This is a genomic window from Glutamicibacter sp. NPDC087661, assembly GCF_044743275.1.
Classification (GTDB): domain Bacteria; phylum Actinomycetota; class Actinomycetes; order Actinomycetales; family Micrococcaceae; genus Glutamicibacter.
The window spans coordinates 90,067-115,418 of record NZ_JBIUWE010000001.1; the positions used below are offsets into that span (position 1 = coordinate 90,067).

The following is a 25,352-nucleotide window of genomic DNA, read 5'->3' on the forward strand; positions in this document are numbered from 1 at the left end:
CCCACCCTTCCGGTGCGCCCGAGGCCACCGCTGCCTTTGGCGCGCCTGGACACCGAACCCGAAAGCTTGAGAACATGAATTTCCGCAAAACCACTGCACTGGCCCTGGGCCTTGGACTGCTGCTCACCGGCTGCGCGCAGAGCGCCGACGGGCAGCAGCCCGCACCGGCCGCCGAACAGAAAACCGCCGGGCAAGCCGAAGCGCTGGCCACCAGCGAAACCTGGGCCAAGGCCGCCGAGTCGGGCATGAGCGCGGCCTTCGGCATCCTGCACAATAATTCTGGCACCCCGATTGCGCTGCGCAAGATCAGCAATGCCCAGGGCGATCAGATCCAGATCCACGAAATGCGCGGCACCGGCGACGGGATGACGATGGCGCAGCTCGAAGGGGATCTGGTGATCGAACCCGGCAAGGACGCGGTGCTGGCACCGGGCGGCCACCACCTGATGTTCATGGACCTGCAGGAATCGCTGGTGGCGGCCCAGACGGCGAGGCTGAAGCTGGAATTCGCCGACGGGTCGAGCACCGAGGTGGACTTCCCGATCCGCAACTTCGACGGGGCCAACGAAAGCTACGACGAGCATGCCGGGGATGCGCATGCCGGGCACTAGCGTCGACCGCCGGCTGCTGCTGGGCACCACCGCGGCCGCCGCGCTGGGCGGAATGCTCACCGGGTTCGGCACCGGAAAGCTGAGCGCTCCAGCCCCAGCGGCCACCGCCAACCCGCAGGGGTACCGCCCGTTCTACGGGAAGTACCAGTCGGGGATTCTCGACGGCCAGCAGGCCCACGCGGTCTTCGCCGGGTGGGATCTGCACTGGCGAGAGGGCTCCAAGAAGGAGCAGCTGCGCGCGGTGCTGCAGATGATCACCGATGATGCGGCCCGGCTGGCCAGTGGCCGCGGGGTGCTGGCCGACACCGAACCGGAAATGGCGCAGCCCGGAGGCGAGCTGACGCTGACCGTGGGGCTGGGCCAGAGCCTGCTGGATGTGGCCGGGCGCGGGCAGATCGGCACGCTGCCGCGCTTCGCCGGGGACCAGCTCGATGAGCAGTACGGGCAGTGCGATCTGCTGATCCAGTTCTGCGCGCAGGAGCAGACCGTGCTGCACCATGCGGTGCGGGCGGTGTCCAAGAACCTGCGCGGGCTGGGCGCCAGGCGCTTCGCCCAGACCGGGTTCATCAACCCCGGCGGGCGCGGGTTCCGCAACCTGTTCGGCCAGCTCGACGGGATCAACAACCCCGGCGGAGAACTGCGCGAGAGCGCGGTGTTCGGCCAGCCGGGTTGGATCGAGAACGGGACCACCCTGGCGCTGCGCAGGTTCGAGATGGACCTGGACGGCTGGGACGAGGTGGACGGCGCCGGACGGGACCATGCACTGGGCCGCCGGCAGTCCGACGGCGCGCCGCTGTCGGGCGCCAGCGTGGATGATCCGGTGGACCTGGCCGCGGCCAATGAGCTGGGGCTGCCGGCGATCGCGGCCAACGCCCACGTGGCGCTGGCCAAGCCGGCCAGCGCGGACGAAACCATGCACCGGCGGGGCTACAACTTCGACGGGGCGGCTTCCGGGTTGCTGTTCGCCAGCTACCAGCGCGACCCGGCCACCAGCTTCATCCCGGTGCAGCACCGGCTGGCGGCCGCAGATGCGCTGAACACCTGGCTGAAGCCGGTGGGATCGGGCCTGTACGCGATCCTTCCCGGGGTGCGCGAAGGCGGCTACCTGGGGGAGGCGTTGCTGGGCCAGGTGTGAGATGCGCCTAAAGCGGGCTGCCGCGCGGTGACCGGCCGGGCGAAAAATGAGATGATGAGAAGGTTATGGATACAGCACAGCGCACGGTTTCAGTCACCCGCTTCATCCTGCCCGGAATCCTCGCTGCGGCGGTGGCCTTCCTGGCGGCGGTGTTGTTCACCGGGATCGCCCGGCCGGCGGATTTGGCCGATCCCGGGGCTTTCGTGCGCTGGTCGCTGCCCATCTCCCGGGCCATCCACCATGCCTCGATGTCGCTGAGCATCGCCGCGCTGGTTTTCGGTGCGGCGATCATCCCGCGGGCCGCCAAGGTGACCGGCGATGCCGAAGGCCAAGCCCATCCGGCGTTCGCCCGCACGATGAATATCGCCGCCGGGGCCGCGGTGGTGTGGACCCTGTCCGCGGCCACCGTCATGCTGCTGACCTTCTGGGATTTGGCCGGCATCCCGATGAGCCTGGATCCGCAGTATTCGGCCGCGATCCTGGACTACATCCTGTCGATCACCAGCGGGCGGGCCTGGGCCTGGATGGTGGTGATCGCAGCGATCACCAGTTCGCTGGCCCTGGCCGCGCGCTCCAGGACCACGGTGGGGCTCAGCGCATTCTTCTCGCTGTTCGGCATCCTGCCGCTGGCCTTCATCGGCCACGCGGCCGGGGGAGACGACCACTTCGCCGCGGTGAACTCCATCGGCCTGCACCTGCTGGCCGTGGTGCTCTGGTTTGGCGGCATCATGGTGCTGGCCCTGCTCGCTCCGACGCTGGCCGGCGAAGCGCCGGGACGCAAACGCGGGCAGGTGCTGGCCGGGGTGGTGCTCAAGCGCTATTCCGCGCTGGCCACCTTCGCGGTGTTCCTGATGATCGGCTCGGGCCTGGCTTCGGCGGTGATCCGCATCACCGGCTGGGACCAGTGGCTGACCCCGTACGGCATCCTGGTGATCGTGAAGATCCTGATCACCCTGGGGCTGGGCGCACTGGGCCTGTGGCACCGGCGCATGGTGATCCCGCGGCTGCTGGAGGGCAAGTTCACGGCGCTGCGCGCGGCCTGGCAGGTCGTGGCCGGCGAGGTCATCCTGATGGCTGCGGTGATGTCGGTGGCGACCGTGCTGGCGCGCACCGCTCCGCCGACTTCCGATGAGCCTCCGGTGCAAGCGACCCCGGCCCGCCTGCTCACCGGCTACGATCTGCCGCCGGCCCCGGATACCGCCGCGTGGTTCACCACCTGGCGCATGGACTGGATCTGGGTGGCCGTGTGCCTGTTCGGCCTGGCCGTGTACCTGTGGGCCTTCATCAAGCTGGCCCGCCGCGGCGACAAGCCCAGCGTGCTGCGCCTGGCCAGCTGGATCGTGGGCCTTTTCGCGCTGTTCTACGTGACCAGCGGCGCGGTGGCCGTGTACGGCAAGATCCAGTTCTCCACCCACATGGTCGACCACATGTCGCTGACCATGATCGTGCCGATCTTCCTGGTCCTGGGCACCCCGGTCACGCTGCTGCTCAAGGTGCTGGGATCGCGCGTCGACGGCACCCGCGGCCCGCGCGAATGGATCCTCTACCTGGTGCACTCGCGCTACTCGAAGGTCATCACCCACCCGATTTTCGCTGCGGTGAACTTCGCCGGCTCGATCGTCGTCTTCTACTTCACCCCGTTGCTGGAACCGGCCATGCGCTACCACGCGGGCCACGAGCTGATGAACCTGCACTTCCTGCTCACCGGATACCTGTTCGCGCTGTCGCTGGTGGACGCCGACCCGGTCCCCAAGCGCTACCCGTACCCGATGCGCCTGGTGGTGCTGCTGGCCACCGTCGCCTTCCACGCTTTCTTCGGGGTGGCGCTGATGAGCACCGAAACCCTGCTGGCCCCGGACTACTTCGGGAACATGGGCCGCACCTGGGGCGGCACCGCACTGGAAGACCAGGTGGTGGGTGCCGGGGCGATGTGGGCGATCGGCGAAGTGCCGACCCTGGTCCTGGCCATTTTCGTGGTCATCTCGTGGCTGCGCCAGGACAAGAAGGACACCAAGCGCTACGACCGCCAGGCCGAGCGCGACAACGACGCCGAGCTGGCTGCCTACAACGAAATGTTCGCCCGCTTCAAGCAAGCCGACCGAAGGGACCCACGTGCCTAGCACCAAGAAAATCCTCGCCGCCTCCCTGGCGGTGTGCGCGCTGCTGGCCGCAAGCGCCTGCTCCGCGCAATCCGAAATGCCGCAGGACGAAACGCACAAGATCGCCGTGCAGGGCACCGCGACGCCCAGCGCATCGCAAGAGCCGCAAGAGCCTGCCCAGCCGGAAGAAATGACCACCGCGCAGGTGGCCACCACGGCCGGCGCAGTGATGGCCGCCGAGCTCGGCTTCCCCTCCAGCGCCAAGATCCAGGGCGAGGACCTCGAATCCCTGGCCACGCCGCCTACCGATACGCTCAAGGACCTGGTGGTCCTGCCGTCCCAATGCTCGGCTCCGATCGAGGACTTGAACTGGTCGCCGGTGCAGCTGGGCACCGAGGCGGCGCGCACCGACTTCACCAACGAGAACCAGTCGATCACCGGGTCGGTGGAGGTGGCCAAGCTCGGCGACGGGGCGGAGAAGGTGGCGGCGCACAATGCGAACGTGGCCACCATCCTGGAGGAATGCAAGAGCGTGAAGCTCAACGGGCTGGACTACCGCGAGACCCTGGCATTCTCCGATCCGGGCGTGCAGGATGCCGATTCGGCCCTGTACTACAGCCGTGATGGGCAGTATGCGCAGGATTCGCTGGTGCTGATCAAGAGCACCGGGGAGTATGCGGTGATGGTCTCCTTCCTCTCGGCGACCTCGCTGCAGGATGCCGCCTTCAACCAGGTGGCCACCGGCATCATGGACACCGTGCTCGCGCAGCTGCCCTAGCTTGCCGCCCCGGCAGGGAATAGAAGCCCTGGGCCTGCGGTTACACCAGCAGACCGTGAGCGAGTTTCACACTTTTCTCAATGTTGCTTAACACCGTTAGCCCCAGCGGGCCGCGGTGGCAGATAATTGAGGTTCGAATTGCCGCAGCCGCGGCGACAGCGAAAGGATCACCATGAGCACTTCCGAATCCGTCCGCGCCAATTACAAGGTGCGCGCCAGCGAACTGCTGGGCCGCAACTGGCTGAATACCGGCGGCAAGCAACTGGATCTGGACGCATTGCGCGGCAAGATCGTGCTCCTGGACTTCTGGACCTTCTGCTGCATCAACTGCCTGCACGTGCTCGACGAGCTGCGCCCGCTAGAGGAGCAGTACAAGGACGTGCTGGTCACCGTCGGCGTGCACTCCCCGAAGTTCGAGCACGAAGCGGATCCGGATGCGCTGGCCGCCGCCGTGGAGCGCTACGAAATCCACCACCCGGTGCTCGACGACCCGGAATTGGTCACCTGGCAGGCCTACGGTGCCCGCGCCTGGCCTACCCTGGTGGTATTGGATCCCGAAGGCTACATCGTCGCGCATCTGTCCGGCGAGGGCCACGCCCAGGGCCTGGGCTCGCTGGTCGAGGAACTGGTAGCCGAGCACGAAGCCAAGGGCACGCTGCACCGCGGCAACGGTCCGTACGTGGCACCGGCAGCCCGCGAGGGCGACCTGCGCTTCCCGGGCAAGGCGATCGCCCTAGCCAACGGCAACTTCCTGGTGGGCGATTCGGGCCACCACCGCCTGGTCGAACTGGCCGGCGACCTGTCCACCGTGGTGCGCACCATCGGCGCCGGGGTCAAGGGCTATGCCGACGGGGACGCTGCCACCGCGCAGTTCAACGAACTGCAGGGGCTGGCCGCCTTGCCGGCGGAACTGGCCGCCGAAGTCGGCTACGACGTGATCGTCGCCGACACCGTCAACCACCGCCTGCGCTCGGTGAACCTGGCCACCGGCGCCGTGGGCACCCTGGCCGGCAACGGCGTGCAGCGCCTGCTGGATTCGGAGAACGCCCGCCAAGAAGTCCAGCCTACCGAGCTGGGCACCGATGCGCTGAATATTTCGCTCTCGTCCCCATGGGATGTGCTCTACCACCCATCGGGGCAGGTCATCGTCGCGATGGCCGGAACCCACCAGATCTTCGCCTTCGATCCGCGCACCGGCGCCGTGTCGGTCTTCGCCGGCACCGGGCTGGAAGGCCTAACCGATGGCGCGCCGGATGAGGCCTGGTTCGCCCAGTCCTCGGGCCTGGCACTGGATGGCGAAAACGTGTGGATCGCCGACTCGGAAACCAGCGCCCTGCGCTGGATCGAGGTTGAAGAAGGCAAGGCCAAGAGCGTGAACACCGCGGTGGGCACCGGCCTGTTCGACTTCGGCTTCCGCGATGGCGATGCGCAGCAGGCGCGCCTGCAGCACCCGCTGGGCGTGGCCGTGCTGCCGGACCACTCGATTGCCATCGCCGACTCCTACAATGGCGCGGTGCGCCGCTTCGATCCGGCCACCAAGACTGTCTCCACCCTGGCCAAGGGCCTGAAGGAACCGGCCGACGTGCTGGTGGACACCACCGTGGACGGCGATCCGGTGCTGCTGGTCGTGGAGACCAACTCCCACCAGCTGGTGCGCATCCCGATCCCTGCCGAAGCACTGGTGGTCGACCAGGGCGCCAGCCAGACCCAGCGCCCCAAGACCCGGGTGCAGGCCGGCAAGCACGGGATCCTGGTCCGCTTCGCCGCACCCAAGGGGCAGAAGCTCGATGACCGCTGGGGCGATCCGACCCAGCTGAAGATCTCGGCCAGCCCGGAGGAACTGATCCTCGACGGCGCCGGCACCTCGGTGGGCCTGTCCCGCACCCTGGAACTGAATCCGGAGGTGGCCGAGGGCGTGCTGCACATTACCGCCCGCGCGGCGGCCTGCGATGGCGAACCGGGCGGCGAGATTCCCGATCACGCGGCCTGCCACCTGTACCAGCAGGACTGGGGCATCCCGGTGGTGCTGGACGCAGAGGGCGAGAATGAACTGCTCCTTGACCTGCGTGGCGTGAACTAGCCCCGGCCCGAAGCATGCATCAGGCGCACCAGCGATGGTGCGCCTTTTGCGTGCCCGGCGGCGAACGCCGGGGCAGCGCCACAGCAAGAATCTGAGGAAACCTCAGCATTTTCCTGCCCGGGTGGCTAGACTGGAGGGCGGGAGGAGCCGGAGGGATCTGGCGGTAGCTATGGCGTCGAAAATGTTCCGTGCACTGGAAGTACCAAATTACCGGTTGTGGGTGATCGGTGCGCTGGTCTCCAATATCGGAACCTGGATGCAGCGCGTGGCCCAGGACTGGCTGGTGCTCACTGAGCTCACCGACCATGATGCAGTGGCCACCGGCATCACCACCGGCCTGCAGTTCCTGCCCGTGCTGCTGCTGGGCCCCTATGCCGGACTGATCGCCGACCGCTTCGACAAGCGCCGGTTGCTGATCCTCACGCAGAGCTTCATGGGAGTCTGCGCCCTGGTCCTGGGCCTGCTGGTGGTTACCGGCACGGCGCAGCTGTGGCATGTCTACGTGCTGGCCACGATGCTGGGCATCGGCGCCTCCTTCGACGCCCCGGCACGCCAGGCGTTCGTCTCCGAGGTGGTTCCCGGCACCCACCTGGCCAACGCGGTGGCGTTGAACAGCGCCAACTTCAACCTGGCCCGGCTGGCCGGGCCCGGCGTGGCCGGTGCGGTCATCGCGCTGGTGGGCACCGGACCGGCGTTCCTGCTCAACGGCGCCTCATTCCTCGCGGTGATTTTCTCGCTGGCGTTCATGCGCAAGGACGCACTGAACCCTTCCAAACCGGTCGCGCGCGCCAAGGGGCAGGTGCGCGAGGGCTTGGCCTACGTGAAGAACCGCAAGGATCTGGTGCTGATCTTCTTCCTGGCCGGCGTGATCGGCACCTTCGGGCTGAACTTCCAGATGACCAACGCGCTGATGGCCACCGAGGTCTACGGGGTAGGAGCAGGGGAGTACGGCATCCTGGGCTCGATCATGGCCGTGGGCACCTTTGGCGGGGCGCTGTTCGCCGCCCGGCGTTCGGCTCCGCGCTGGCGCTTCCTGATCGGCGGCGGCGTGTTCTTCGGCATCGCCGGGATTGCCAGTGCGTGGATGCCCAACTACATCGCATTCGCGCTGGTGCTGATCCCGGTGGGACTGGGGTCGCTGACCTTCTTGAACAGCTGCAACACCATGGTGCAGACCTCGGTGCCCCCGGAGTACCGGGCGCGCGTGCTGGCGCTGTACCTGATGGTGGTGATGGGCGGTACGCCCATCGGCTCGCCGCTGATCGGCTGGTTCGCTGAACTGTTCGGGATCCAGATCGCCGTGACCATTGGCGCCGGGTTGTCGCTGGCCGCCAGCTTGGCAGCGCTGGTGGTCTGGCAGAAGTTCAAGACCAACGCGGTGCCGCTGCGCAGCCAGTTCCGCGAACTGCTCGGACGCTAGCCGGCCACCTGTTCGCCGCCGGCCACCGGAACCACGGAAACTTCGGTGGTGCTGGTGGTCAGCTGCGCGGTGAAGGAGTAGTCATCCTTGACGGTCTTCTTGGCCTTGGCGCCGGTGCGCAGATCCTGCTCGGTCAGGGTCAAGGTGGCGGTGGCCTTCAGCGGGGACAGCACCCAGGCGCCGTTGTAGTAGTTCACTTCAATGGTGGGGTACTTCGCGATGGACCAGTCGATGGTTGCCGGGTCCACGCGCGCCGAGGTGCTGTAGGCGAACGGGCATCCGGCAGGCATCAGCACCTGCTCGCTGGCGCACTCGTTGAGGTAGTTCTTCACCTTGGCATTGATGGCAGCGATGAATTCCTTGGTCGGCTCGGTCTTCAGCGCGATCTCCACCGGCTCCTTGGCAGGCTTGGTGACCACCATCCCGCGGGTGTCGGCCGCAAAGTTCTTGGTGCTGAAGCTCGCGTCGAGGATCGAGGGGTAGAACACCGGAAGGGTGCTCACGCCAGCCGATAACGGGATCTTCTGCTCGTTGACCGTGACCTCGTTGACGGTGTTGGCCTTGATCTTCACGCTGGGCAGCGTGCTTGGCTCGAAGGCCCACTTGTCGAACAGCAGCCAGGATTTGCCGGCATGGCGCAGCGTGTAGGTCGATTCCTTGTCCACGCCGTGGGCCTTGTAATGCGCGGTGACGGTGCGCAACTGCTCATCGCCCTCTACCGCCTGGGCCTTGTCGGTGGAGAAATCCGTAATTCCGGCCTGGGTGCGCTTGAGCACGTCCCCATCCAGGGCAACAGCATCGCCCTGCGGGACCTGGGCCTGCATCAGGCCCAGGGCTTCGGCGCCTTCGCCCCTGGCCAGATGCTGCTGCAGTGCCTGCACCTGGTGCTGGGGGGAGAAGAGCGTACGGTTGGCGGCGATCGTTCCGGCAATGACCAGAAAGACGACAGCCGCTGCAGCCAATGCCCAGCGAAGAGCCAGGCGGGCAGCGGAGATCGGCGTGGAATTACGAGTGTTCATCAGTAGCTAGGCTATCTGGTTTCCGGGCCCAGACCGAAAACGGCGTGCTGGAAGAGCCAGGTATTACTAACGGCGGCGCTTGCGGTTGCCGAAGAAGCCGCGGATCAGCTCGCGGCCAAGCACCTTGGCGGCGCCCATGGCCATGTCCATCATCGGGTTCTCTTCTTGGCGCGGTTGGCTCTGGCGTGGGGCGCTTTCCCGTCGTGGCTCCTTCGCCGGCTCGGGAGCAGTCGCTGGCTCCGGCGCCGCGGCCCGGGTTTTGGCCTCGAGCATTTCGCGGGCAGAATCACGATCCACTGCGGCGCTGTACTGCGCAGCCAGCGTCGAAGTGCCACGGACCTGGGCCATCACCTCAGGTGAGGCCGGGCCGATGTTGGACCCCGGCGAGGACATCTTGGTCCACGCTACCGGGGTCGGTGCACCTTTCTCGCCCAGCACGGTGACCACAGCCTCGCCGACACCGGCCTGGGTCAGTGCTTCCTGCAGGTCCAGCTCACCGGTTGGGAAGGTCTTGATGATCTGCTTGAGCGCGCTCTGGTCCTTGGCGGTGAACACGCGCACCGCATGCTGGATGCGGTTACCCAGCTGGCCGAGCACCTCATCGGGCAGGTCGGTCGGGGACTGGGTGATGAAGAACAGGCCCACGCCCTTGGAGCGTATCAGGCGCACGGTGTTGATGATCGCATCGGTGAACGCCTTGGTCGCATCCTTGAAGAGCAGGTGGGCCTCGTCGAGGAAGAACACCAGCTTGGGCTTCTCCAGGTCCCCGGCTTCTGGCAGGTCCTCGAACATGTCGGCCAGGAGCCACATGAGGAACGTGGAGAAAAGCATTGGCTGGGAGCTGACCGAGGGCAGTTCCAGGATGTTGATGACGCCCGCGCCGTCGCGCACCTGCAAGAAGTCCGCGGTATCGAACTCCGGCTGCCCGAAGAACTGGTCCAGTCCCTGGGTCTGCATGATCGTGATGCCGCGCAGGATCACCGATGCGGTGGATGAGGAGACGCCGCCCAGGGCGGCCAGCGCCGGGGCGCCGTCGTCGCTGAGCAGGAAGCTGATGACAGCTTTCAGGTCGCTGAGGTCATCCAGCGGCAGCTTATTGGAATCGGCGTAATGGAAGATCAGCTGCAGGCATTCTTCCTGGGTTTCGTTCAGTTCCAGGACACGGGCCAGCAAAATCGGGCCGAAGGCGTCCACGCTGGCGCGTACCGGGACGCCCTGCCCATTGCCACCCAGGCTGAGGAACTCGACCGGGTTGGTGCGCGCAACGAATTCGTGGCCGAGCTCGGCCAGTCGGGCACTGAGCTTCTCCGACGGTTCGGCAGGCTGCGCCAGGCCGCTCAGATCGCCTTTGACATCGGCGAGGAAAACCGGAACCCCGGCCACAGAGAGCTGTTCTGCCATGGTCTGCAAGGTGACGGTCTTGCCGGTGCCGGTGGCACCAGCGATCAGGCCGTGGCGGTTGAGCATTTTCAACGGCAGGCGGACCTGCGCGGTTGGCTCGGCCTTGCCGCCGATCAGTGCAGCCCCGAGCTCCAAGCAATCGGATTCGAAGTTGTAGCCTTCAACGAGGCTGGTCAGCAAAGTATTCGTTTCCTGGGTCATGGCTTCACTTTATTGCTTTTAGAACGGGTGCAACAGACGCTGGACGAAAGTTTGGGTGCGGGGGTTGGCAGGCGTGCCGAGCACCTTGGCCGCCGGACCGGTCTCCACGACCACCCCGCCATCCATGAACACCACGGTGTCGGCCACATCCCGGGCGAAGGCCAGCTCGTGGGTCACCAGCACCATGGACCAGCCCTCCTGGGCCAATTCCTTGATGACCGTGAGCACCTCGCCGACCAGCTCCGGATCCAGTGCGCTGGTGGGTTCGTCGAAGAGCAGCAGATCCGGCTGCTGCATCAGCGCGCGGACAATGCCCACGCGCTGCTGCTGGCCGCCGGACAGGGAGTTCGGGTAGGCGTCGGCCTTGGCTTCAAGGCCCACGCGGGCCAGCAGCTTCTTCGCCTGCGCCAGGACCTGGTCCTTGGGACGCTTTTGCACCTCGATCGGCCCGATGCTCACGTTCTGCAGCACCGTCAGATGGGGGAACAGGTGATGTCCCTGGAACACCATCGCCGAACGCTTGCGCAGGATCTGTGCGGCCTTGGGTTTCATCCCGGCGCTGAAGGAAACTTCCGGCCCGCCGGCGAATCCGACGGTGCCGGCATCGGCGATTTCCAGGCCGTTCAGGCAACGCAGGGCGGTGGTCTTGCCAGAGCCCGACGGGCCAATCAGTGCAACTACTTCACCGGAATGCACGGTGAAGTCGATGCCTTCGAGCACCTGGTTCTCGCCGAAGGCCTTATGCAGGGCGGTGACGGAGAGCAGGGCGGAATTACTTGGCGACATACTTTTCAAGCCTTCCTTCAACAGAGTTTTGCAGGGCCGAAAGTACCAGGCAGATGACCCAGTAGATGGCTGCGGCCTCGCAATAGAGCAGCAGGAACTCGTAGGTGGAGGCCGTGATTTCCTGGGCCTTGCGGAACATTTCGGTGACCAGGATGGTGGAGGCCAGCGAGGTGTCCTTGACCAGGGAAATGAAGGAGTTCGACAGCGGCGGCACAGCCACCCGGGTGGCCTGCGGCAAGATCAGCCGGTACAGGGTGCGCGTGCGCGACATGCCCAGGGTGTAGCCGGCTTCCCATTGGCCCTGGGGGACCGAGAGGATCGCGGCACGAATGATTTCAGCGGCGTAACCGCCGATGTTCAGGCTGAAGGCGATGATGGCACTAGGCCACGGGTCGATGGTCAGGCCCACCGAAGGCATGCCGTAGAAGATGACGAACAGCTGCACCAGCAGCGGCGTGCCGCGAATGATGGAGATGTAGATCCGGGCAATCGAGGAGATGACCCGGTTCTTGCTGATCCGCATCAGCGCCATCAGCAAGGCGATGACCAGGCCCAAGGCCATGCTGATCAGGGCCAGCGGAATGGTTGCCGTGATCGCCCCGAGGGCTAACGGCCCGAGCGAGTCGAGGAATAACTGCCATTTCGAATCCATGGGCTACCTTTTGCGCAAATGAGACTGGCTCCACGCGTTCTTACGTGTGGAGCCAGTCTACTTATAGTGTTTGCTACTTGCTGACGTCTTCGCCGAAGTACTTCTCGGAGATCTTTGCCAGTTCCCCCTCGGCGCGCAGCTCCTCGAGCGCGGTGTCAATGGCCTGGGCCAGTTCAGTGGAATCCTTGCGCAGGGCTACAGCGGATTCGCTCTTCTCCTCGGATTCGGCAGCGATCTTGATGCTGTCATCCGGGTTGGTCTTCTGCGCATCCAGGAACGTCAGCTTGTCGTTCACGGTGGCATCGACACGGCCCTGCTTGAGCAGGGTGATCGACTGGGCCCAGCCTTCCACCGGCTCGACGTTCGCGCCGGCGGCCTTGGCGGTCTCGTAGAAGTTGCTGGTCAGCGACTGCGCGGTGGTCTTGCCCTCCAACGTCTCGAAGGAGGTGATCTCGCTGTTATCGCTCTTGGTCACCACCACGCCGGTGGAGACGGTGTAAGGCTCGGTGAACAGGTACTTCTCTTCGCGTTCCGGGTTGATCGAGACCTGGTTGGCGATGGCATCAAAACGCCCGGCATCCAGTCCGGCGAAGATCGCGTCCCACTGGGTTTCCTGGAACTTGACCTCGACGCCCATCTTCTCGCCGACGGCTTCGATGACCTCGACGTCGTAGCCGGTCAGCTCGTTGCCCTCGTGGTAGGAGAACGGGCGGTAGGTGCCTTCGGTGCCCACGGTCAGCACGCCCGAATCCTGGACCTTCTTCAAGGTGGCTCCGGTGTCCGCCGAGGGCTTGGCACCACCGGATTCGCTTGCGGAGGTCGATGGGCCTGCCGAGCCGCAGGCGCTCAGTGACAGGGCGATAATTGCGGCAGTAGCCAGCAGTGGTGCGGTGCGCTTCATGGTGACCTCGCTAGGGGAGTGGATAAAAGCTGTTGTCCTACTGAACACTCTAGTGATGATCGCTTATTCCTGCAGGTGGAAGTTACGCTAAATTCCGAGGACGATCGCCAGCAGCATCATCAGCGGGATCGCGCAGATGGTGGTGACCAGGACCGTGTCCTTCGCGATTACCACCCCGTGGTCATAGCGCATGGCCGTCACGAAAATGTTCTGCGCAGTTGGCAGGCCGGCCATGATGACCGACGCCACCAGCAGCTCGCCACGCAGATTGAATACCCAGTAGGCCAGTGCCCAGGCCAGGAACGGGTGGAGCAGCAGCTTGGCCCCGGCGGCGATCAGCACATCGGCGCGGCGGCCCGACTTCTTTTCCAGCGGCTTGGAACCCACCAAGGAGATGCCGAAAGCCATGAGCATGGCGGGGATCGAGGCGCCGGCGATCAGGTCGATCGGTTCGAGCACGATGGAGGGCAATTCGATGCCGGTCAGCGCGACGGCCAAGCCGAGCAGCGACCCGATGATCATCGGGTTCTTCGCGGTGGCCAGCAGCAAAGCGATCGGGGTGGTGCGGTGCCGCGAGGTGGTGGCATCCAGCATCGCCAGATTGATCGGCTGGTAGAGGGCCAACTGGAAGAGGATGATCGGTGCCGCGTAGGACATGTCGCCGAGCACGTACAACGCGATGGGCAGGCCCAAGTTGGCGGAGTTCACCGTGGAGGCGGACATTGCCGCGATGATGCTTTCCGAGGCCGGGCGCTTGAGCATCCGGGCCGTCGCCAGGTAGTAGAGCACCGCGGTCAGCGCCGCGGACAGGGCGGCAACCCAGAGCAGCGGCCCGAGCACGGAAACCGGATCGGACTCGGCCAAGGTGGTGAACAGCAGGGCGGGGCTGGCCACGAAGAAGGTGACCCGGCTGAGCACATGGCGGCCTTGCTCGCCCAGCACCCCGGTGCGGCCCACCAAGTAGCCGACGAGAATGACAACCCAAATGATGGAGAAGCCTTCGAGGACTCCGGTCATCGTGCTCCTTCGCTGGCTATCAGAAGACCAACAACGCCGGAGCACCATTGGTGCCCCGGCGTTCGCTTGAGCGGGCGACGGGAATCGAACCCGCGTATCGAGCTTGGGAAGCTAGCGCTCTACCATTGAGCTACGCCCGCAGTGCACCGAGCGGCCTATTGACGGCCCGGGCATCAAAAGCATATCCCACGAATCCCGCGCACCGGAAAACGGCACGGAAAATCGTGGCCAAAGTTACGCAATGCCTATTCGGAGGGCTTCTCGTTGAGCAGCTGCTCGCGCAGGATCGCCACCCCATCGGCCGGGACCTCGAAGCTGAGCTCGTCGCCGGGGTTCACTACGAAGCCGGTGTTCTCCAAGGCGCGCACCACGGTGGCGCCCTGGACCTTCACGCCGTAGGGCGCCATGTCGATGTACGAGGAAGGGATGCGCTCCAAGGTGGTGAAGACCGCTACCACGGCCTCGCCGGAAGGGTTGGTCAGCATCATCGGCTGGGCATTCTTGTTCTCGCCGGTGACCTCTTCACGGGAGAGGAAATACACCTCGGCGCTCATGAAAGCGCCGATGACCGAGCCGGACAGCTCAGGTTTGTTGAGCCCGGCCTGCAGCATCATTTCGAAATGCGTCTTGGGCTGTGCCCGCTGCTTGTCCATTGGCGTTTCGATGATCGCATCCGGGACCTGGTCTGGTTCTTGGCCTTCAGCGGCGGCGGAGGTGTTCTCGTTGCTCATGTACTACAGCATGTCGCGATAAACCCCCAGGTGCAAACGCCGAATGCGGTTAATTCGGGGTAAAGGCCTAAAATGGCAGATGAGCACACACGATTGAATCAAGGACTGAGCATGCCTGAATTCCGTTACGAGGATCTTCTGCCAATTGGCGAAGATACCACCCCGTACCGCAAGATTTCCTCCGAAGGTGTCGAAGTTGTCGCCGGCCCGGATGGAAAGAACTTCCTGAAGGTCGCGCCGCAGGCACTGGAGCAGCTGGCCGAGACCGCGCTGCACGACATCTCGCACTACCTTCGCCCGGCCCACCTGCAGCAGCTGCGCAATATCCTCGACGACGAGGATGCCAGCCCGAACGACAAGTTCGTCGCCCTGGACCTGCTGAAGAACGCCAACATCGCCGCCGGCGGCATCCTGCCGATGTGCCAGGACACCGGTACCGCGATCGTCATGGGCAAGCGCGGCCAGCGCGTGCTGACCGAAGAGCAGGACGAGATCTCGCTCTCGCGCGGCATCTACAACGCCTACACCCGCCTGAACCTGCGCTACTCGCAGCTGGCTCCGATCACCACCTGGGAAGAGAAGGCCACCGGCAACAACCTCCCGGCGCAGATCGACCTCTACGCGAACACCAAGGACGGCGCTGACACCAGCTACAAGTTCCTGTTCATGGCCAAGGGCGGCGGATCGGCCAACAAGTCCTTCCTGTACCAGGAGACCAAGGCGATCCTCAACGAGAACTCGATGCTGAAGTTCCTCGATGAGAAGCTGCGCTCGCTGGGCACCGCCGCGTGCCCTCCGTACCACCTGTCCATCGTCATCGGCGGCACCTCGGCCGAGATGGCGTTGAAGACCGCGAAGTACGGTTCGGCCAAGTACCTGGATTCGCTGCCGACCGAAGGCGCGATGACCGGCCGCGGCTTCCGCGACACCGAGCTGGAAGACAAGGTCCTTGAGCTGACCCGCCACTTCGGCATTGGCGCGCAGTTCGGCGGCAAGTACTTCTGCCACGATGTGCGCGTGGTGCGCCTGCCTCGCCACGGCGCCTCGCTGCCGGTGGCCATCGCAGTATCCTGCTCGGCTGACCGCCAGATGCTGGCCAAGGTCACCGAAGCGGGACTGTTCGTCGAGCAGCTGGAAACCGATCCAGCCCGCTTCATGCCGGCGGAGGACCACCCGGCCCTGGCCGCGCACGACGACGAGACCGATGGCGTCACCGGCACCGGTGGCTCTTCGGTGGTCAAGATCGACCTGAACAAGCCGATGAGCGAAATCCTGGCCGAGCTGACCAAGTTCCCGGTCAAGACCCGCTTGTCGCTGTCCGGTCCATTGGTTGTGGCCCGCGATATCGCACACGCCAAGGTCAAGGAACGCCTGGATGCTGGCGAGGAAATGCCGCAGTACCTCAAGGACCACCCGGTCTACTACGCAGGTCCTGCCAAGACCCCTGAAGGCATGCCTTCGGGTTCCTTCGGCCCAACCACCGCAGGCCGCATGGACTCCTACGTGGACCAGTTCCAGGCTGCCGGCGGCTCGATGGTCATGCTGGCGAAGGGCAACCGCTCCAAGCAGGTCACCGACGCATGCAACACCCACGGCGGCTTCTACCTTGGTTCCATCGGCGGCCCGGCGGCACGCCTGGCCCAGGATTGCATCAAGAAGGTCGAGGTGCTCGAATACGAGGAACTGGGCATGGAAGCGATCTGGAAGATCGAGGTCGAGGACTTCCCGGCCTTCATCGTTGTCGATGACAAGGGCGAGGACTTCTTCGCCGAGACCTTGAAGCCGACCTTCACCGGCATTCCGGTGCGCGCGAAGTAATTCTCCAGCGCTCTGGGCAGGAACCACCTGCCATGAACTGCTCCCCAAAATTTGGACTGTAGAAGCCAGCAACTTTTGGGGAGCATTTTCATGCCACCTGGCGCCACGCAACCTGGAAAACCGTTCCCGGGATTGCTCGCGGTGCGGAGGGCAGATTCCAGGATGCTCCCGCAAAAGGGAAGCCCCTTGCGCGAAGCGCAGAGGGGCAGGGTGCTGACGAGGCTACTTCGTGTGAACTTGCTGCTTCGCGTCCCGGGCACTAGTTAATATTGGACGCTAGTACTGGATGCCCCGCTGCACCCTGATTCGGGCACCGCCCAACGCCCAGCGGATTCGGGCAGAGCCGCGAAATGGCGACTCGCAGCAACAATGTTCGTGGTTCCGGCGGTTCTAGTGGAGCTGGCAGCGGCCTGTTCCAGACCGGACTACTGCGTGAAGCCGAAGCCCCAGTCGCGGTACGGCGGAAGGAAACGCAGGACCATCAAGTCCTCGTCCACGACCACATCTTCGCCCGCCTTCTTGGATTTTTCCTGCGGCTCTTCGTCTTTGGCTTTCGCGGGTTCTTTCTCGATAGCTGCCTTTGCTTCGCTTTGCTCGGCCTCCGCTATCGAGGCAGCCAGCATCTGGTGGTACTCTTCGAAAGTTTCCGCTCCGGAAGCAAGCATCGCTTCGGCATGCTCGACGCCGACATAGCGCACATGCCACGGCTCGTACTTGTAGCCGGTGATCTCTTCCTTGCCCTGGGGGTAGCGGATGATCAGGCCGTATTCCGCCGCGTGCTCGGCAATCCACAGGCCAGCCGGGGTCTGGCCGAATTCGGCTTTCAATTCGGCGCGGCTATCGGTGTAGCCCAGGTCTGCCGCCAAACCAAGCTGGTGCTCGCTGGTTCCGGGGCGCGCAGAAATCCGTTCGGCATAAGCGGTGCCGTACTTGGCTTGGTACTGGTTGAACAAGACCGCCTGGCGCTGGTACGAACGGTATGCGCTCAGCAGCTTGATCGAATGGCCGGCAGCGCGCGCATCAGCAATGAACGCTTCAACGGCCTCTGCCGCCTCAGGACGCAGGGTCATCGAGCTGCCGGCAACACCAACGAGCTTGCCGGGAACGTAGTCCTCCGGCGAAAGCTTCGTGGTGGGGTTGATCAAGGCCAAGGGGCTCGATGCCTTCGACAGCTGCGAGCTCTGGACAGCAGGCAGATCCTCGGCCGGCGCAGCGAGTGCGGCGGTGCCGGAGAGCAGCAATGCCGATGCGAGTACGGTGCCAGTCAGCGCGGAGGCTAGGCGCATGTTGAATAAACCCTTGAGTTGCGGAGCGATGATGGGAAATCCCACCTTAACGATAGCTGGAAACGCTGGGTAATTGGTGGGAAATCTGCGACCAGCTGGTGAACAGGATGCGGCCAGTGATCTCGACTCACTGTACATAATTGGCCTAATAGTTCGGCTGCCGGGGAAAGTCAGGATAAATTTATACGCGTGTTGTATTCAGATGGTGACATTCGTCGAGAAATAGCGTCCGGTGAGATTGGGCTAGAGCCCTTTGACCCGCAGATGGTCCAGCCCGCATCCGTGGATGTTCGACTTGACCGGTTCTTCCGGCTTTTCGATAACCACAAGTATGCGCACATCGATCCTTCGGTGGAGCAAGATGAACTGACGCGCCTGGTCGAGGTCGACCCCGATGAGCCATTCATCCTGCACCCGGGCGAATTCGTGCTCGGCTCGACCTACGAAGTGGTGACCTTGGGCCACGGCGTGGCCGCGCGGCTGGAAGGCAAGAGCTCCTTGGGCCGCCTTGGCCTGCTGACCCACTCCACCGCGGGGTTCATCGATCCGGGGTTCTCCGGCCACGTGACCTTGGAACTGTCCAACATGGCTACCTTGCCCATTAAGCTGTGGCCGGGATCGAAGATCGGCCAGCTGTGCTTCTTCAAGCTGACGTCGGACACCGAGCATCCATATGGTTCGGGACCCTACGGCAATCGCTACCAGGGCCAGCGTGGCCCCACGGCTTCGCGCAGCCACCTGAACTTCCACCGGACCATCATCGAGAACTAAGCGGCAGTACCGCTCAGGATCCCGCAAACGGCGCTGGCCCCCAACATTTGTTGGGGGCCAGCGCCGTTTGCGGCTGGAAGCTACGCGGTGACCTTCTTGGGCGACCGGATTGGCAGGAGCAGGAGCAGGCCGAGCGCCAAGACCACCAGGATGCCCAGGATGCCGTAACGCTGGGCTTGGCCGGATGCCACCAGCGGGGTAGCGATGGCGATGGCTCCGGCAAACAACGCCGGTGCCAGGAAGGACACGGCGCGACCGGTGGTCGCGTACAACCCGAAGAGCTCTCCTTCGCGTCCTTCGGGAATCAAGCGCGAGAGGTAGGAGCGGGAAGCTGCCTGTGCCGGTCCGACGAACAAGCACAGCAGCAGGCCGAAGATCCAGAAGCCCGCGGCTTCGGGGGAGAAGAAGACTCCGGCGCCGGCAACCAGCAGGCCGATCAGCGAACCGACAATGACCGCCTTTGGGCCTGCCACGTCATCGATGCGGCCGCCAAGCACCGCGCCAAGGGCCGCAACGACGTTGCCGACGATCGCGAAGATGATCACTTCGGTCAGTTCGAAACCGAAGGTGCCCGCGGCAATGACGCCGCCGAAGGTGAAGATGGCGGCCAGCCCGTCGCGGAAGACGGCGGAGGAGCAGAGGAAGAAGAGCAGGTTGCGGTCGCTGCGCCACAGTTCCCTGATGTTGTTGAACAGGACCTTGTAGGTAAGCATCAGCGGGATTTTCTTCGAGGTGCTCGGTGGCGCTTCGGGGATGACGAAGAACAGCGGCAGCGCGAAGAGCAAGCACCAAGCGGCAGAGAACACTGCCACCCAGCGCAAGTTCAACGATTCTTCGGTGCTGGCACCTGGCCAGTCCACGATTGGCTGCACGAACAGGAAGAGCACCAGGGCGAGGGCGAGGATTCCGCCGACGTAGCCCATGCCCCAGCCGAAACCGGAGACCTTGCCGACCGTTGCCTTGGTGGAAATCTGGTTCAGCACCGCGTTGTAGTTCACGCCGGCGAATTCGCCGAAGACCGACATGGCCGCGACGAGGATCGCGCCGAACCAGAGGTAGGAAGGGTCGGGGTAGACGAAGAAGCAGGCCGCGCAGATGGCGACGAGAACCAGGGTGTTGACCACGATCCACAGCTTGCGCCGCCCGGCAACATCGGCGCGAAGCCCGGTGACGGGCACCAGCAGGGCGATGGCCAGTCCGCCGATGGCCAGTGCCTGCGAGAGGACCAGCGACGCATGGTCGGTGTCGCCGAATAGCTCGCTGGTGAGATAGACGGTGAACACGAAAGTGATCATGACAGCGTTGATCGCGGCTTGTCCCCAATCCCAGCTGGCCCACGCCCAGGTGTACTTATTAAGCCACTTTTCACGAATCGCCGACGGTTCGACCTGATTGATTCCCATGCTGGCATCGTACCTGCAACAGGTAATCAGGCGATGAATAGGAACGACCTTTTGGAGAATAGCGGCTAGCTTGGAAAATCAGCTGGTCGCGGAAAATGCAGGGAATATTCCTTAAAGGGCACATTCGTGCGATTGCAGGCAGGCCACGGCTGATAAAATTACAGATGCAGGCGCTTTTCGAAGTGCTCTGGATACTCTGCCCACCACCAGCCGACAGAGGAAAAGCGTGCTAATAATTCTCACTGCGCTGTTTGCCACCGCTGTTTTATGCCCATTAATATTCCGGGCCTTGAAACGAAACGGTTTTTACGTTGTGGCGGCCGTGCCCGCAGTGGGATTCATCTGGTTGCTGACCCGCATGCCGGCGGTGCTTTCTGCCGATAATTCCCTGGCCAATGGTGCGCCAAATGCGCCGCCATCGGTTCAAATGGAATGGATTCCCGGGCTGAATATCGCCCTGAATTTCCGCATGGATTCTTTGGCCGCGACAATCTTGCTCCTGATCCTCGGCGTGGGCGCGCTGGTGCTGTTCTATTGCGCCCGCTATTTCAAGAATGATGATCCGCAGATCGGCAGCTTCGCGGCGAAGATGGTCGCTTTCGCCGGAGCCATGACCGGCTTGGTCACGGCCGATGACATCATCATCATGTTCATCTTCTGGGAAATCACCAGCGTGCTTTCCTACCTGCTCATCGGTTTCAGCCAGGCCCTGATCACCGCGCGCCGTTCAGCCATGAACGCCCTGATCATCACGACCCTTGGCGGACTGGTGATGCTCGCCGGCATCTTGATGCTCGGCGCGGCGGCCGGCAGCTACCAGCTCTCGGAGATCATGGCATCGGCCGATGAACTGGTGGCCTTGGGGGCCTTCACCGATGTTGCGGTGGCGCTGATTATTGTCGGGGCGATCTCCAAATCGGCTCTGGTGCCTTTCCACTTCTGGCTGCCCGGCGCGATGGCCGCTCCGACTCCGGTGTCCGCGTACCTGCACGCGGCAGCCATGGTCAAGGCCGGCGTCTACCTGATCGCCCGACTGGCCCCGGGCTTCGCCGAGACCACCCTGTGGGTCCCCATGACCGTAGGCATCGGTATTCTCACCATGCTCATCGGCGGCTACCGGGCGCTCAAGCAATACGACCTGAAGCTGATCCTGGCCTTCGGCACCGTCTCCCAGCTGGGCTTCATCATCGCGGTCTTCGGCTTCGGCACCCCCGAAGCGGCTTTTGCCGCACTGGCCATGACGCTGGCCCACGGCCTGTTCAAGGCGACGCTGTTCCTGAGCGTGGGCATCATCGACCACAACACCGGTACCCGCGATATCCGCAAGCTCAGCGGCTTGCGCCGTGCCATGCCGATCCTGGCCACGACCACCGGCATCGCCGCGGCGTCCATGGCCGGCGTGCCGCTGCTGTTCGGCTTCGTTGCCAAGGAAGCGGTCTACGAATCGGCCCTGCACCTGGAAACCGGCTGGGGGATGGCCGCGCTCGTCGGCATCCTGATGGGTGCGGCGCTGACCATGGCCTACTCGCTGCGCTTCTTCTTCGGGGCTTTCGGCGTGAAGAAAAAGAAGTTGCCTGCATTGCAGTGCAAGGCCCCGACACTGATCTTCCTGGCGCCCTTGCTGGTTCTTTCGGCGGCGACGCTGTTCCTGGGCCTGTACCCGCAGCTGGTGGAGCCGCTGGCCATCCACTGGTCGGCCGCGCAGGGCGGACCGGGCAAAATGCACCTGCTGCCATTTGCCGGCTTCAACGCGGCACTGGGGCTGAGCGCCATTTCGGTGGGCCTGGGCCTGTGCTTCTTCTGGCTGCGTCACCGAACCGACACCGGCGCACCGCTGCGCCGCATGGTCACCTCGGCCGAGGAAATCTACCGCATGTCGGTGAACGTGCTGGACAAGGTGGCCATCTGGATCACCGGTCGCACCCAGCGTGGTTCGCTCTCCTTCTACCTGGGCGTCATCCTGGTCGTGGTGCTGGTGATTCCGCTGGCCATCGCGCTGACCGTCTACACGCCGTGGCCAACGAACTGGATCATCGCCGACCACCCGGCCCAGCTGCTGATCGGTGCGGTGATCATCGCCGGTGCGGTGGTCTCCATTACCGCGCCGAAGCGTTTCATGGCGGTGCTGATGGTTTCGGTGACCGGCTACGGCATGGTCGCGATCTTCGCCCTGCAAGGTGCCCCGGACCTGGCGCTGACCCAGCTGCTGGTGGAAACCATCGTGCTGGTTTCCTTCGTGCTCGCCTTGCGCGCCCTGCCCAAGCGACTGTGGGTGGGCCTGACCCGGATCAAGTGGGGCCGGGCCATCCTGTCGATCGCCTTGGCCGTGATGGTCGTCTACATTGCCATCGCGATGATGGCCGCCCGCAACGAGGCCCGCATTTCCCTGGCTTGGCCGGATCTGGCCTATTACGAGGGCTACGGCAAGAACATCGTCAACGTGGCCCTGGTGGACCTGCGCGTGTGGGATACCTTCGGCGAGATCACCGTGCTGGCAGCGGCTGCCACCGGTGTGGCTTCGCTGATCTTCGCCGGGCGCAGCTTCGGCAACCGGGTGCGGGCCCACCAGGTGGCACCGGGCAGCATCGACGCGGGTTCCGAAGCCATGGGCAGCAAGGACTCCAAGGAAACCGAGCTGCGCATTGCCCGCCGCTTTGCCTCCAGCTCCAACCAGGACTGGTTGATGGCTGGCAGCACCCTGGTCGCCGAGCGCCGCTCGATCATCTTTGAAGTGGTCACCCGGCTGATTTTCCACACGGTGCTGATCATGTCGGTGTACACGCTGCTGACCGGGCACAATACCCCGGGCGGCGGCTTCGCTGGCGGGCTGATCGCCGGCTTGGCGCTGACCATCCGCTACCTGGCCGGCGGCCGCGTGGAACTTTCCGAGTCGATGCGCATCGCTCCGGGCATGCTGATCGGCGGCGGCATAGCGCTGGCCGGATTGGCGGGCATCGTGCCGCTGCTGCTGGGTGATGGCATCTTCACCACCTATGCCCTGGAATTCTGGTTCTTCGGCGAGCACAAGTTCGTTTCCTCAACGATTTTCGACATTGGAGTGTATCTGGTGGTCCTTGGCCTCGTGCAGGACGTGCTGCGTTCTTTGGGCAGTGAGATTGATTCGCTCTCCGAGGGCCGCAGCCCGGTGGAGCGCCACGACGAGATCCAGGCCTCCCGGACTGGAGTTGGCCGATGAGCGTGAACATCACTTTCCTCGTAGTCACCGGCGTGCTGCTGGCGGCCGGCTTCTACCTGGTGCTCGAACGCACCCTGACCCGGGTGCTGCTGGGCATCATGCTGTTGGGCAACGGCATCAACCTGCTGATCCTCACCAGCGGCGGGCGCAAGGGCGCGGCGCCGTTGTTCAAGCCGGATGCGGCGGCCGACTCGTACTCGGACCCGCTGCCGCAGGCCCTGATCCTCACCGCCATTGTGATCACCTTCGCGGTGACCGCCTTCCTGCTGGCGATGATCTACCGGTCCTGGACCCTGACCAGCGCTGATGAGCTCACCGATGACACCGAAGATATCAAGGTGTCCCAGAAGACCGCCTACGACGAGGAAGAAGACTCGCCAGTGGCCGAGGATACGACCGAATTCGTCGATGAAGAAGGACGCCCAGTGCGCGAGGGGGAAGAGTGAATTTCCTGGATCTAGCCCCTTTGGCCGTGGTGCTGCCGATCTTCGGCGCCGGGGCAGCCTTCCTGGCCCGCCGCCAGGTCCGCCTGCAGCGCCTGATCACCATCGGCATCCTGTGCCTGACCCTGGTGCTCGAAGCGGGAATGCTCGCCGCCGTATGGGGCGGGGAAAGCTATGCCATCCATATTGGCGGCTGGGAGTCGCCCTTCGGCATCGCCCTGATGGTCGACGGGTTCAGCGCCTTCATGCTGCTGGTCTCCACCGTCGTCTCGCTGGCTGTGCTGCTCTTCGCCACCAGCCAGGGCCTGGCCGACGGGGACGAGCCCGGACCGGTGTCGATATTCCACCCGGCGTACCTGATCCTGCTAGCCGGAGTGTCCAACGCCTTCCTGGCCGCTGACCTTTTCAACCTGTACGTCGGATTCGAAATCCTGCTCACCGCCAGCTACGTGCTGCTGACCTTGGGCGGTACCGCCGAGCGCATCCGCGCCGGTACCACCTATGTGGTGGTTTCCGTGGTTTCCTCGGTGATCTTCCTGATGGCCATCGCGATGACCTATGCGGCCACCGGCACGGTGAACATGGCTGACCTTGCGGTGAAGCTGCCCGAGCTGGGCCAGGGCCCGCAGCTGATCTTGCATGTGCTGTTGCTGATCGCTTTCGGCATCAAGGCCGCGGTCTTCCCGCTGTCCCTGTGGCTGCCGGACTCCTACCCGACCGCACCGGCCCCGGTGACCGCCGTGTTCGCCGGGTTGCTGACCAAGGTGGGCGTCTACGCGATCGTCCGCACCGAAACCCTGCTCTTCCCGGGCGGCTCGGTCAACGCCGGACTGCTGGTGGTGGCCGCGCTGACCATGGTCATCGGTATCCTCGGTGCGCTGGCGCAGACGGACTTCAAGCGCATGCTTTCCTTCACGCTCACCAGCCACATCGGCTACCTTATCTTCGGCGTGGCCGTGGGCGGGCCGCTGGCCATCGCCGCGACCATCTACTACGTGGGCCACCACATCATCGTGCAGACTTCGCTGTTCATGGTGGCGGGACTGATCGAACGCCGTGCCGGTAGCTCGAATGTCACCCGGCTCGGCTCGCTGGCCAAGCTCTCCCCGGCATTGGCCCTGCTCTTCTTCATCCCGGCCATCAATCTGGGCGGCATCCCGCCGTTCTCCGGATTCCTGGGCAAATTCGGGCTATTGCATGCGGCCGCGCAGGATGCCGATCCGCTGACCTGGGTCGTGATCGGCGCCGGATTGCTGACCAGCCTGCTGACCTTGATGGCGATCATCCGCGTGTGGGCCCGTGTGTTCTGGCGCCGTGCTGCTGATGCCGAGGTGCCCAACCAGGATCTGGTGGCCGAAGCGACGCAGGTCGCCGACGAGACGTTGGCCGGCGGCGCGCAGAACCCCCGCTTGGGGTTGAAACTGGCCAAGCAGCTGGAAGCCGACTCCTTGCCGTGGGGCATGCGCTACGCCACCGGTTCGCTGGTGCTTGCGGGCATCGCCCTGACCGTCTTTGCCGGGCCGATCTTCGAATTCTGCGAGCGGGTGGCTGCGGAACTGATCGCCCGCGAACCGTATATCAGCTCGATCTTGCCATTCTGATTG

The 25,352-nt window shown here is 64.4% G+C and carries 20 protein-coding genes and 1 tRNA gene; 11 read left to right on the forward strand and 10 right to left on the reverse strand.

Annotated features, from left to right (window positions below; genetic code table 11):
• Window positions 1-74: 74 nt before the first annotated feature.
• The 6 genes from ACIOTN_RS00430 to ACIOTN_RS00455 all read left to right on the forward strand — a co-directional run bounded on the left by ACIOTN_RS00430 (window position 75) and on the right by ACIOTN_RS00455 (window position 8,123).
• The gene (locus ACIOTN_RS00430) at window positions 75-611 is read left to right on the forward strand and encodes a copper chaperone PCu(A)C (protein WP_105657034.1); all 537 of its coding nucleotides are present in this window, start codon (window positions 75-77) and stop codon (window positions 609-611) included.
• On the forward strand, window positions 598-1,746 hold the full coding sequence (locus tag ACIOTN_RS00435) for a Dyp-type peroxidase (protein ID WP_181148812.1): 1,149 nt from the start codon (window positions 598-600) through the stop codon (window positions 1,744-1,746). The genes ACIOTN_RS00430 and ACIOTN_RS00435 overlap by 14 nt, the downstream gene beginning before the upstream one ends.
• Window positions 1,747-1,811: 65 nt before the next feature.
• Entirely contained in the window at window positions 1,812-3,866 is a 2,055-nt protein-coding gene (locus ACIOTN_RS00440; RefSeq protein WP_105657032.1) for a cytochrome c oxidase assembly protein, read from the forward strand.
• Window positions 3,859-4,623, forward strand: a complete 765-nt coding sequence (locus tag ACIOTN_RS00445) for a hypothetical protein (protein WP_105657031.1) — start codon at window positions 3,859-3,861, stop codon at window positions 4,621-4,623. Before ACIOTN_RS00440 ends, ACIOTN_RS00445 begins: the two co-directional genes overlap by 8 nt.
• 172 nt (window positions 4,624-4,795) lie before the next feature.
• Window positions 4,796-6,703 (forward strand): NHL domain-containing thioredoxin family protein, encoded by a 1,908-nt coding sequence (locus tag ACIOTN_RS00450; RefSeq protein WP_105657030.1) that lies wholly within the window; start codon window positions 4,796-4,798, stop codon window positions 6,701-6,703.
• A gap of 181 nt (window positions 6,704-6,884) precedes the next feature.
• A complete protein-coding gene (locus ACIOTN_RS00455; RefSeq protein ID WP_105657029.1) occupies window positions 6,885-8,123 on the forward strand; it encodes an MFS transporter in 1,239 nt (412 codons plus the stop codon).
• On the opposite strand, the gene ACIOTN_RS00460 is transcribed toward ACIOTN_RS00455, so the two are convergent.
• From ACIOTN_RS00460 to ACIOTN_RS00495, 8 genes are all read right to left on the reverse strand, one after another.
• Window positions 8,120-9,142, reverse strand: coding sequence for a hypothetical protein (locus tag ACIOTN_RS00460; protein WP_105657028.1), 1,023 nt, complete (start codon window positions 9,140-9,142; stop codon window positions 8,120-8,122). The genes ACIOTN_RS00455 and ACIOTN_RS00460 overlap by 4 nt on opposite strands.
• A gap of 66 nt (window positions 9,143-9,208) precedes the next feature.
• Window positions 9,209-10,744, reverse strand: coding sequence for a helicase HerA-like domain-containing protein (locus ACIOTN_RS00465; protein ID WP_105657027.1), 1,536 nt, complete (start codon window positions 10,742-10,744; stop codon window positions 9,209-9,211).
• Window positions 10,745-10,762: 18 nt separating this feature from the next.
• Window positions 10,763-11,530 carry an amino acid ABC transporter ATP-binding protein gene (locus ACIOTN_RS00470; protein WP_105657026.1) on the reverse strand — a complete coding sequence of 256 codons (768 nt, stop codon included), beginning with the start codon at window positions 11,528-11,530 and terminating at the stop codon, window positions 10,763-10,765.
• Window positions 11,517-12,182 (reverse strand): amino acid ABC transporter permease, encoded by a 666-nt coding sequence (locus tag ACIOTN_RS00475; RefSeq protein WP_105657025.1) that lies wholly within the window; start codon window positions 12,180-12,182, stop codon window positions 11,517-11,519. The genes ACIOTN_RS00470 and ACIOTN_RS00475 overlap by 14 nt, the downstream gene beginning before the upstream one ends.
• 73 nt (window positions 12,183-12,255) lie before the next feature.
• The gene (locus ACIOTN_RS00480; RefSeq protein WP_332730604.1) at window positions 12,256-13,083 is read right to left on the reverse strand and encodes an amino acid ABC transporter substrate-binding protein; all 828 of its coding nucleotides are present in this window, start codon (window positions 13,081-13,083) and stop codon (window positions 12,256-12,258) included.
• 87 nt (window positions 13,084-13,170) lie between these two features.
• A complete protein-coding gene (locus ACIOTN_RS00485; protein ID WP_133833550.1) occupies window positions 13,171-14,100 on the reverse strand; it encodes an AEC family transporter in 930 nt (309 codons plus the stop codon).
• Window positions 14,101-14,169: 69 nt separating this feature from the next.
• Window positions 14,170-14,240, reverse strand: a tRNA-Gly gene (locus ACIOTN_RS00490).
• 105 nt (window positions 14,241-14,345) lie between these two features.
• Entirely contained in the window at window positions 14,346-14,831 is a 486-nt protein-coding gene (locus ACIOTN_RS00495) for an SseB family protein (RefSeq protein WP_105662527.1), read from the reverse strand.
• A gap of 111 nt (window positions 14,832-14,942) precedes the next feature.
• Here ACIOTN_RS00495 and ACIOTN_RS00500 point away from each other — a divergent pair, with 111 nt between their 5' ends.
• Entirely contained in the window at window positions 14,943-16,649 is a 1,707-nt protein-coding gene (locus ACIOTN_RS00500) for a fumarate hydratase (protein WP_105662528.1), read from the forward strand.
• A gap of 425 nt (window positions 16,650-17,074) precedes the next feature.
• Here ACIOTN_RS00500 and ACIOTN_RS00505 read toward each other — a convergent pair whose 3' ends face one another.
• The gene (locus ACIOTN_RS00505; RefSeq protein WP_181148811.1) at window positions 17,075-17,935 is read right to left on the reverse strand and encodes a M15 family metallopeptidase; all 861 of its coding nucleotides are present in this window, start codon (window positions 17,933-17,935) and stop codon (window positions 17,075-17,077) included.
• 189 nt (window positions 17,936-18,124) lie between these two features.
• Here ACIOTN_RS00505 and dcd point away from each other — a divergent pair, with 189 nt between their 5' ends.
• Window positions 18,125-18,706 carry a dCTP deaminase gene (gene dcd / locus ACIOTN_RS00510; RefSeq protein ID WP_013349886.1) on the forward strand — a complete coding sequence of 194 codons (582 nt, stop codon included), beginning with the start codon at window positions 18,125-18,127 and terminating at the stop codon, window positions 18,704-18,706.
• 80 nt (window positions 18,707-18,786) lie between these two features.
• Here the strand turns inward: dcd and ACIOTN_RS00515 are convergent, their stop codons facing one another.
• Window positions 18,787-20,109 (reverse strand): MFS transporter, encoded by a 1,323-nt coding sequence (locus tag ACIOTN_RS00515; RefSeq protein ID WP_105657019.1) that lies wholly within the window; start codon window positions 20,107-20,109, stop codon window positions 18,787-18,789.
• Window positions 20,110-20,335: 226 nt separating this feature from the next.
• Between ACIOTN_RS00515 and ACIOTN_RS00520 the strand changes: the two genes are divergently transcribed.
• Genes ACIOTN_RS00520 through ACIOTN_RS00530 form a run of 3 tightly spaced genes read left to right on the forward strand, consistent with a single transcriptional unit; the run spans window position 20,336 to window position 25,349 of the window.
• The gene (locus ACIOTN_RS00520; RefSeq protein WP_105657018.1) at window positions 20,336-23,305 is read left to right on the forward strand and encodes a Na+/H+ antiporter subunit A; all 2,970 of its coding nucleotides are present in this window, start codon (window positions 20,336-20,338) and stop codon (window positions 23,303-23,305) included.
• Window positions 23,302-23,751, forward strand: coding sequence for a Na(+)/H(+) antiporter subunit C (locus ACIOTN_RS00525; protein WP_105657017.1), 450 nt, complete (start codon window positions 23,302-23,304; stop codon window positions 23,749-23,751). Before ACIOTN_RS00520 ends, ACIOTN_RS00525 begins: the two co-directional genes overlap by 4 nt.
• The gene (locus ACIOTN_RS00530) at window positions 23,748-25,349 is read left to right on the forward strand and encodes a Na+/H+ antiporter subunit D (RefSeq protein WP_105657016.1); all 1,602 of its coding nucleotides are present in this window, start codon (window positions 23,748-23,750) and stop codon (window positions 25,347-25,349) included. The genes ACIOTN_RS00525 and ACIOTN_RS00530 overlap by 4 nt, the downstream gene beginning before the upstream one ends.
• Window positions 25,350-25,352 lie beyond the last annotated feature (3 nt).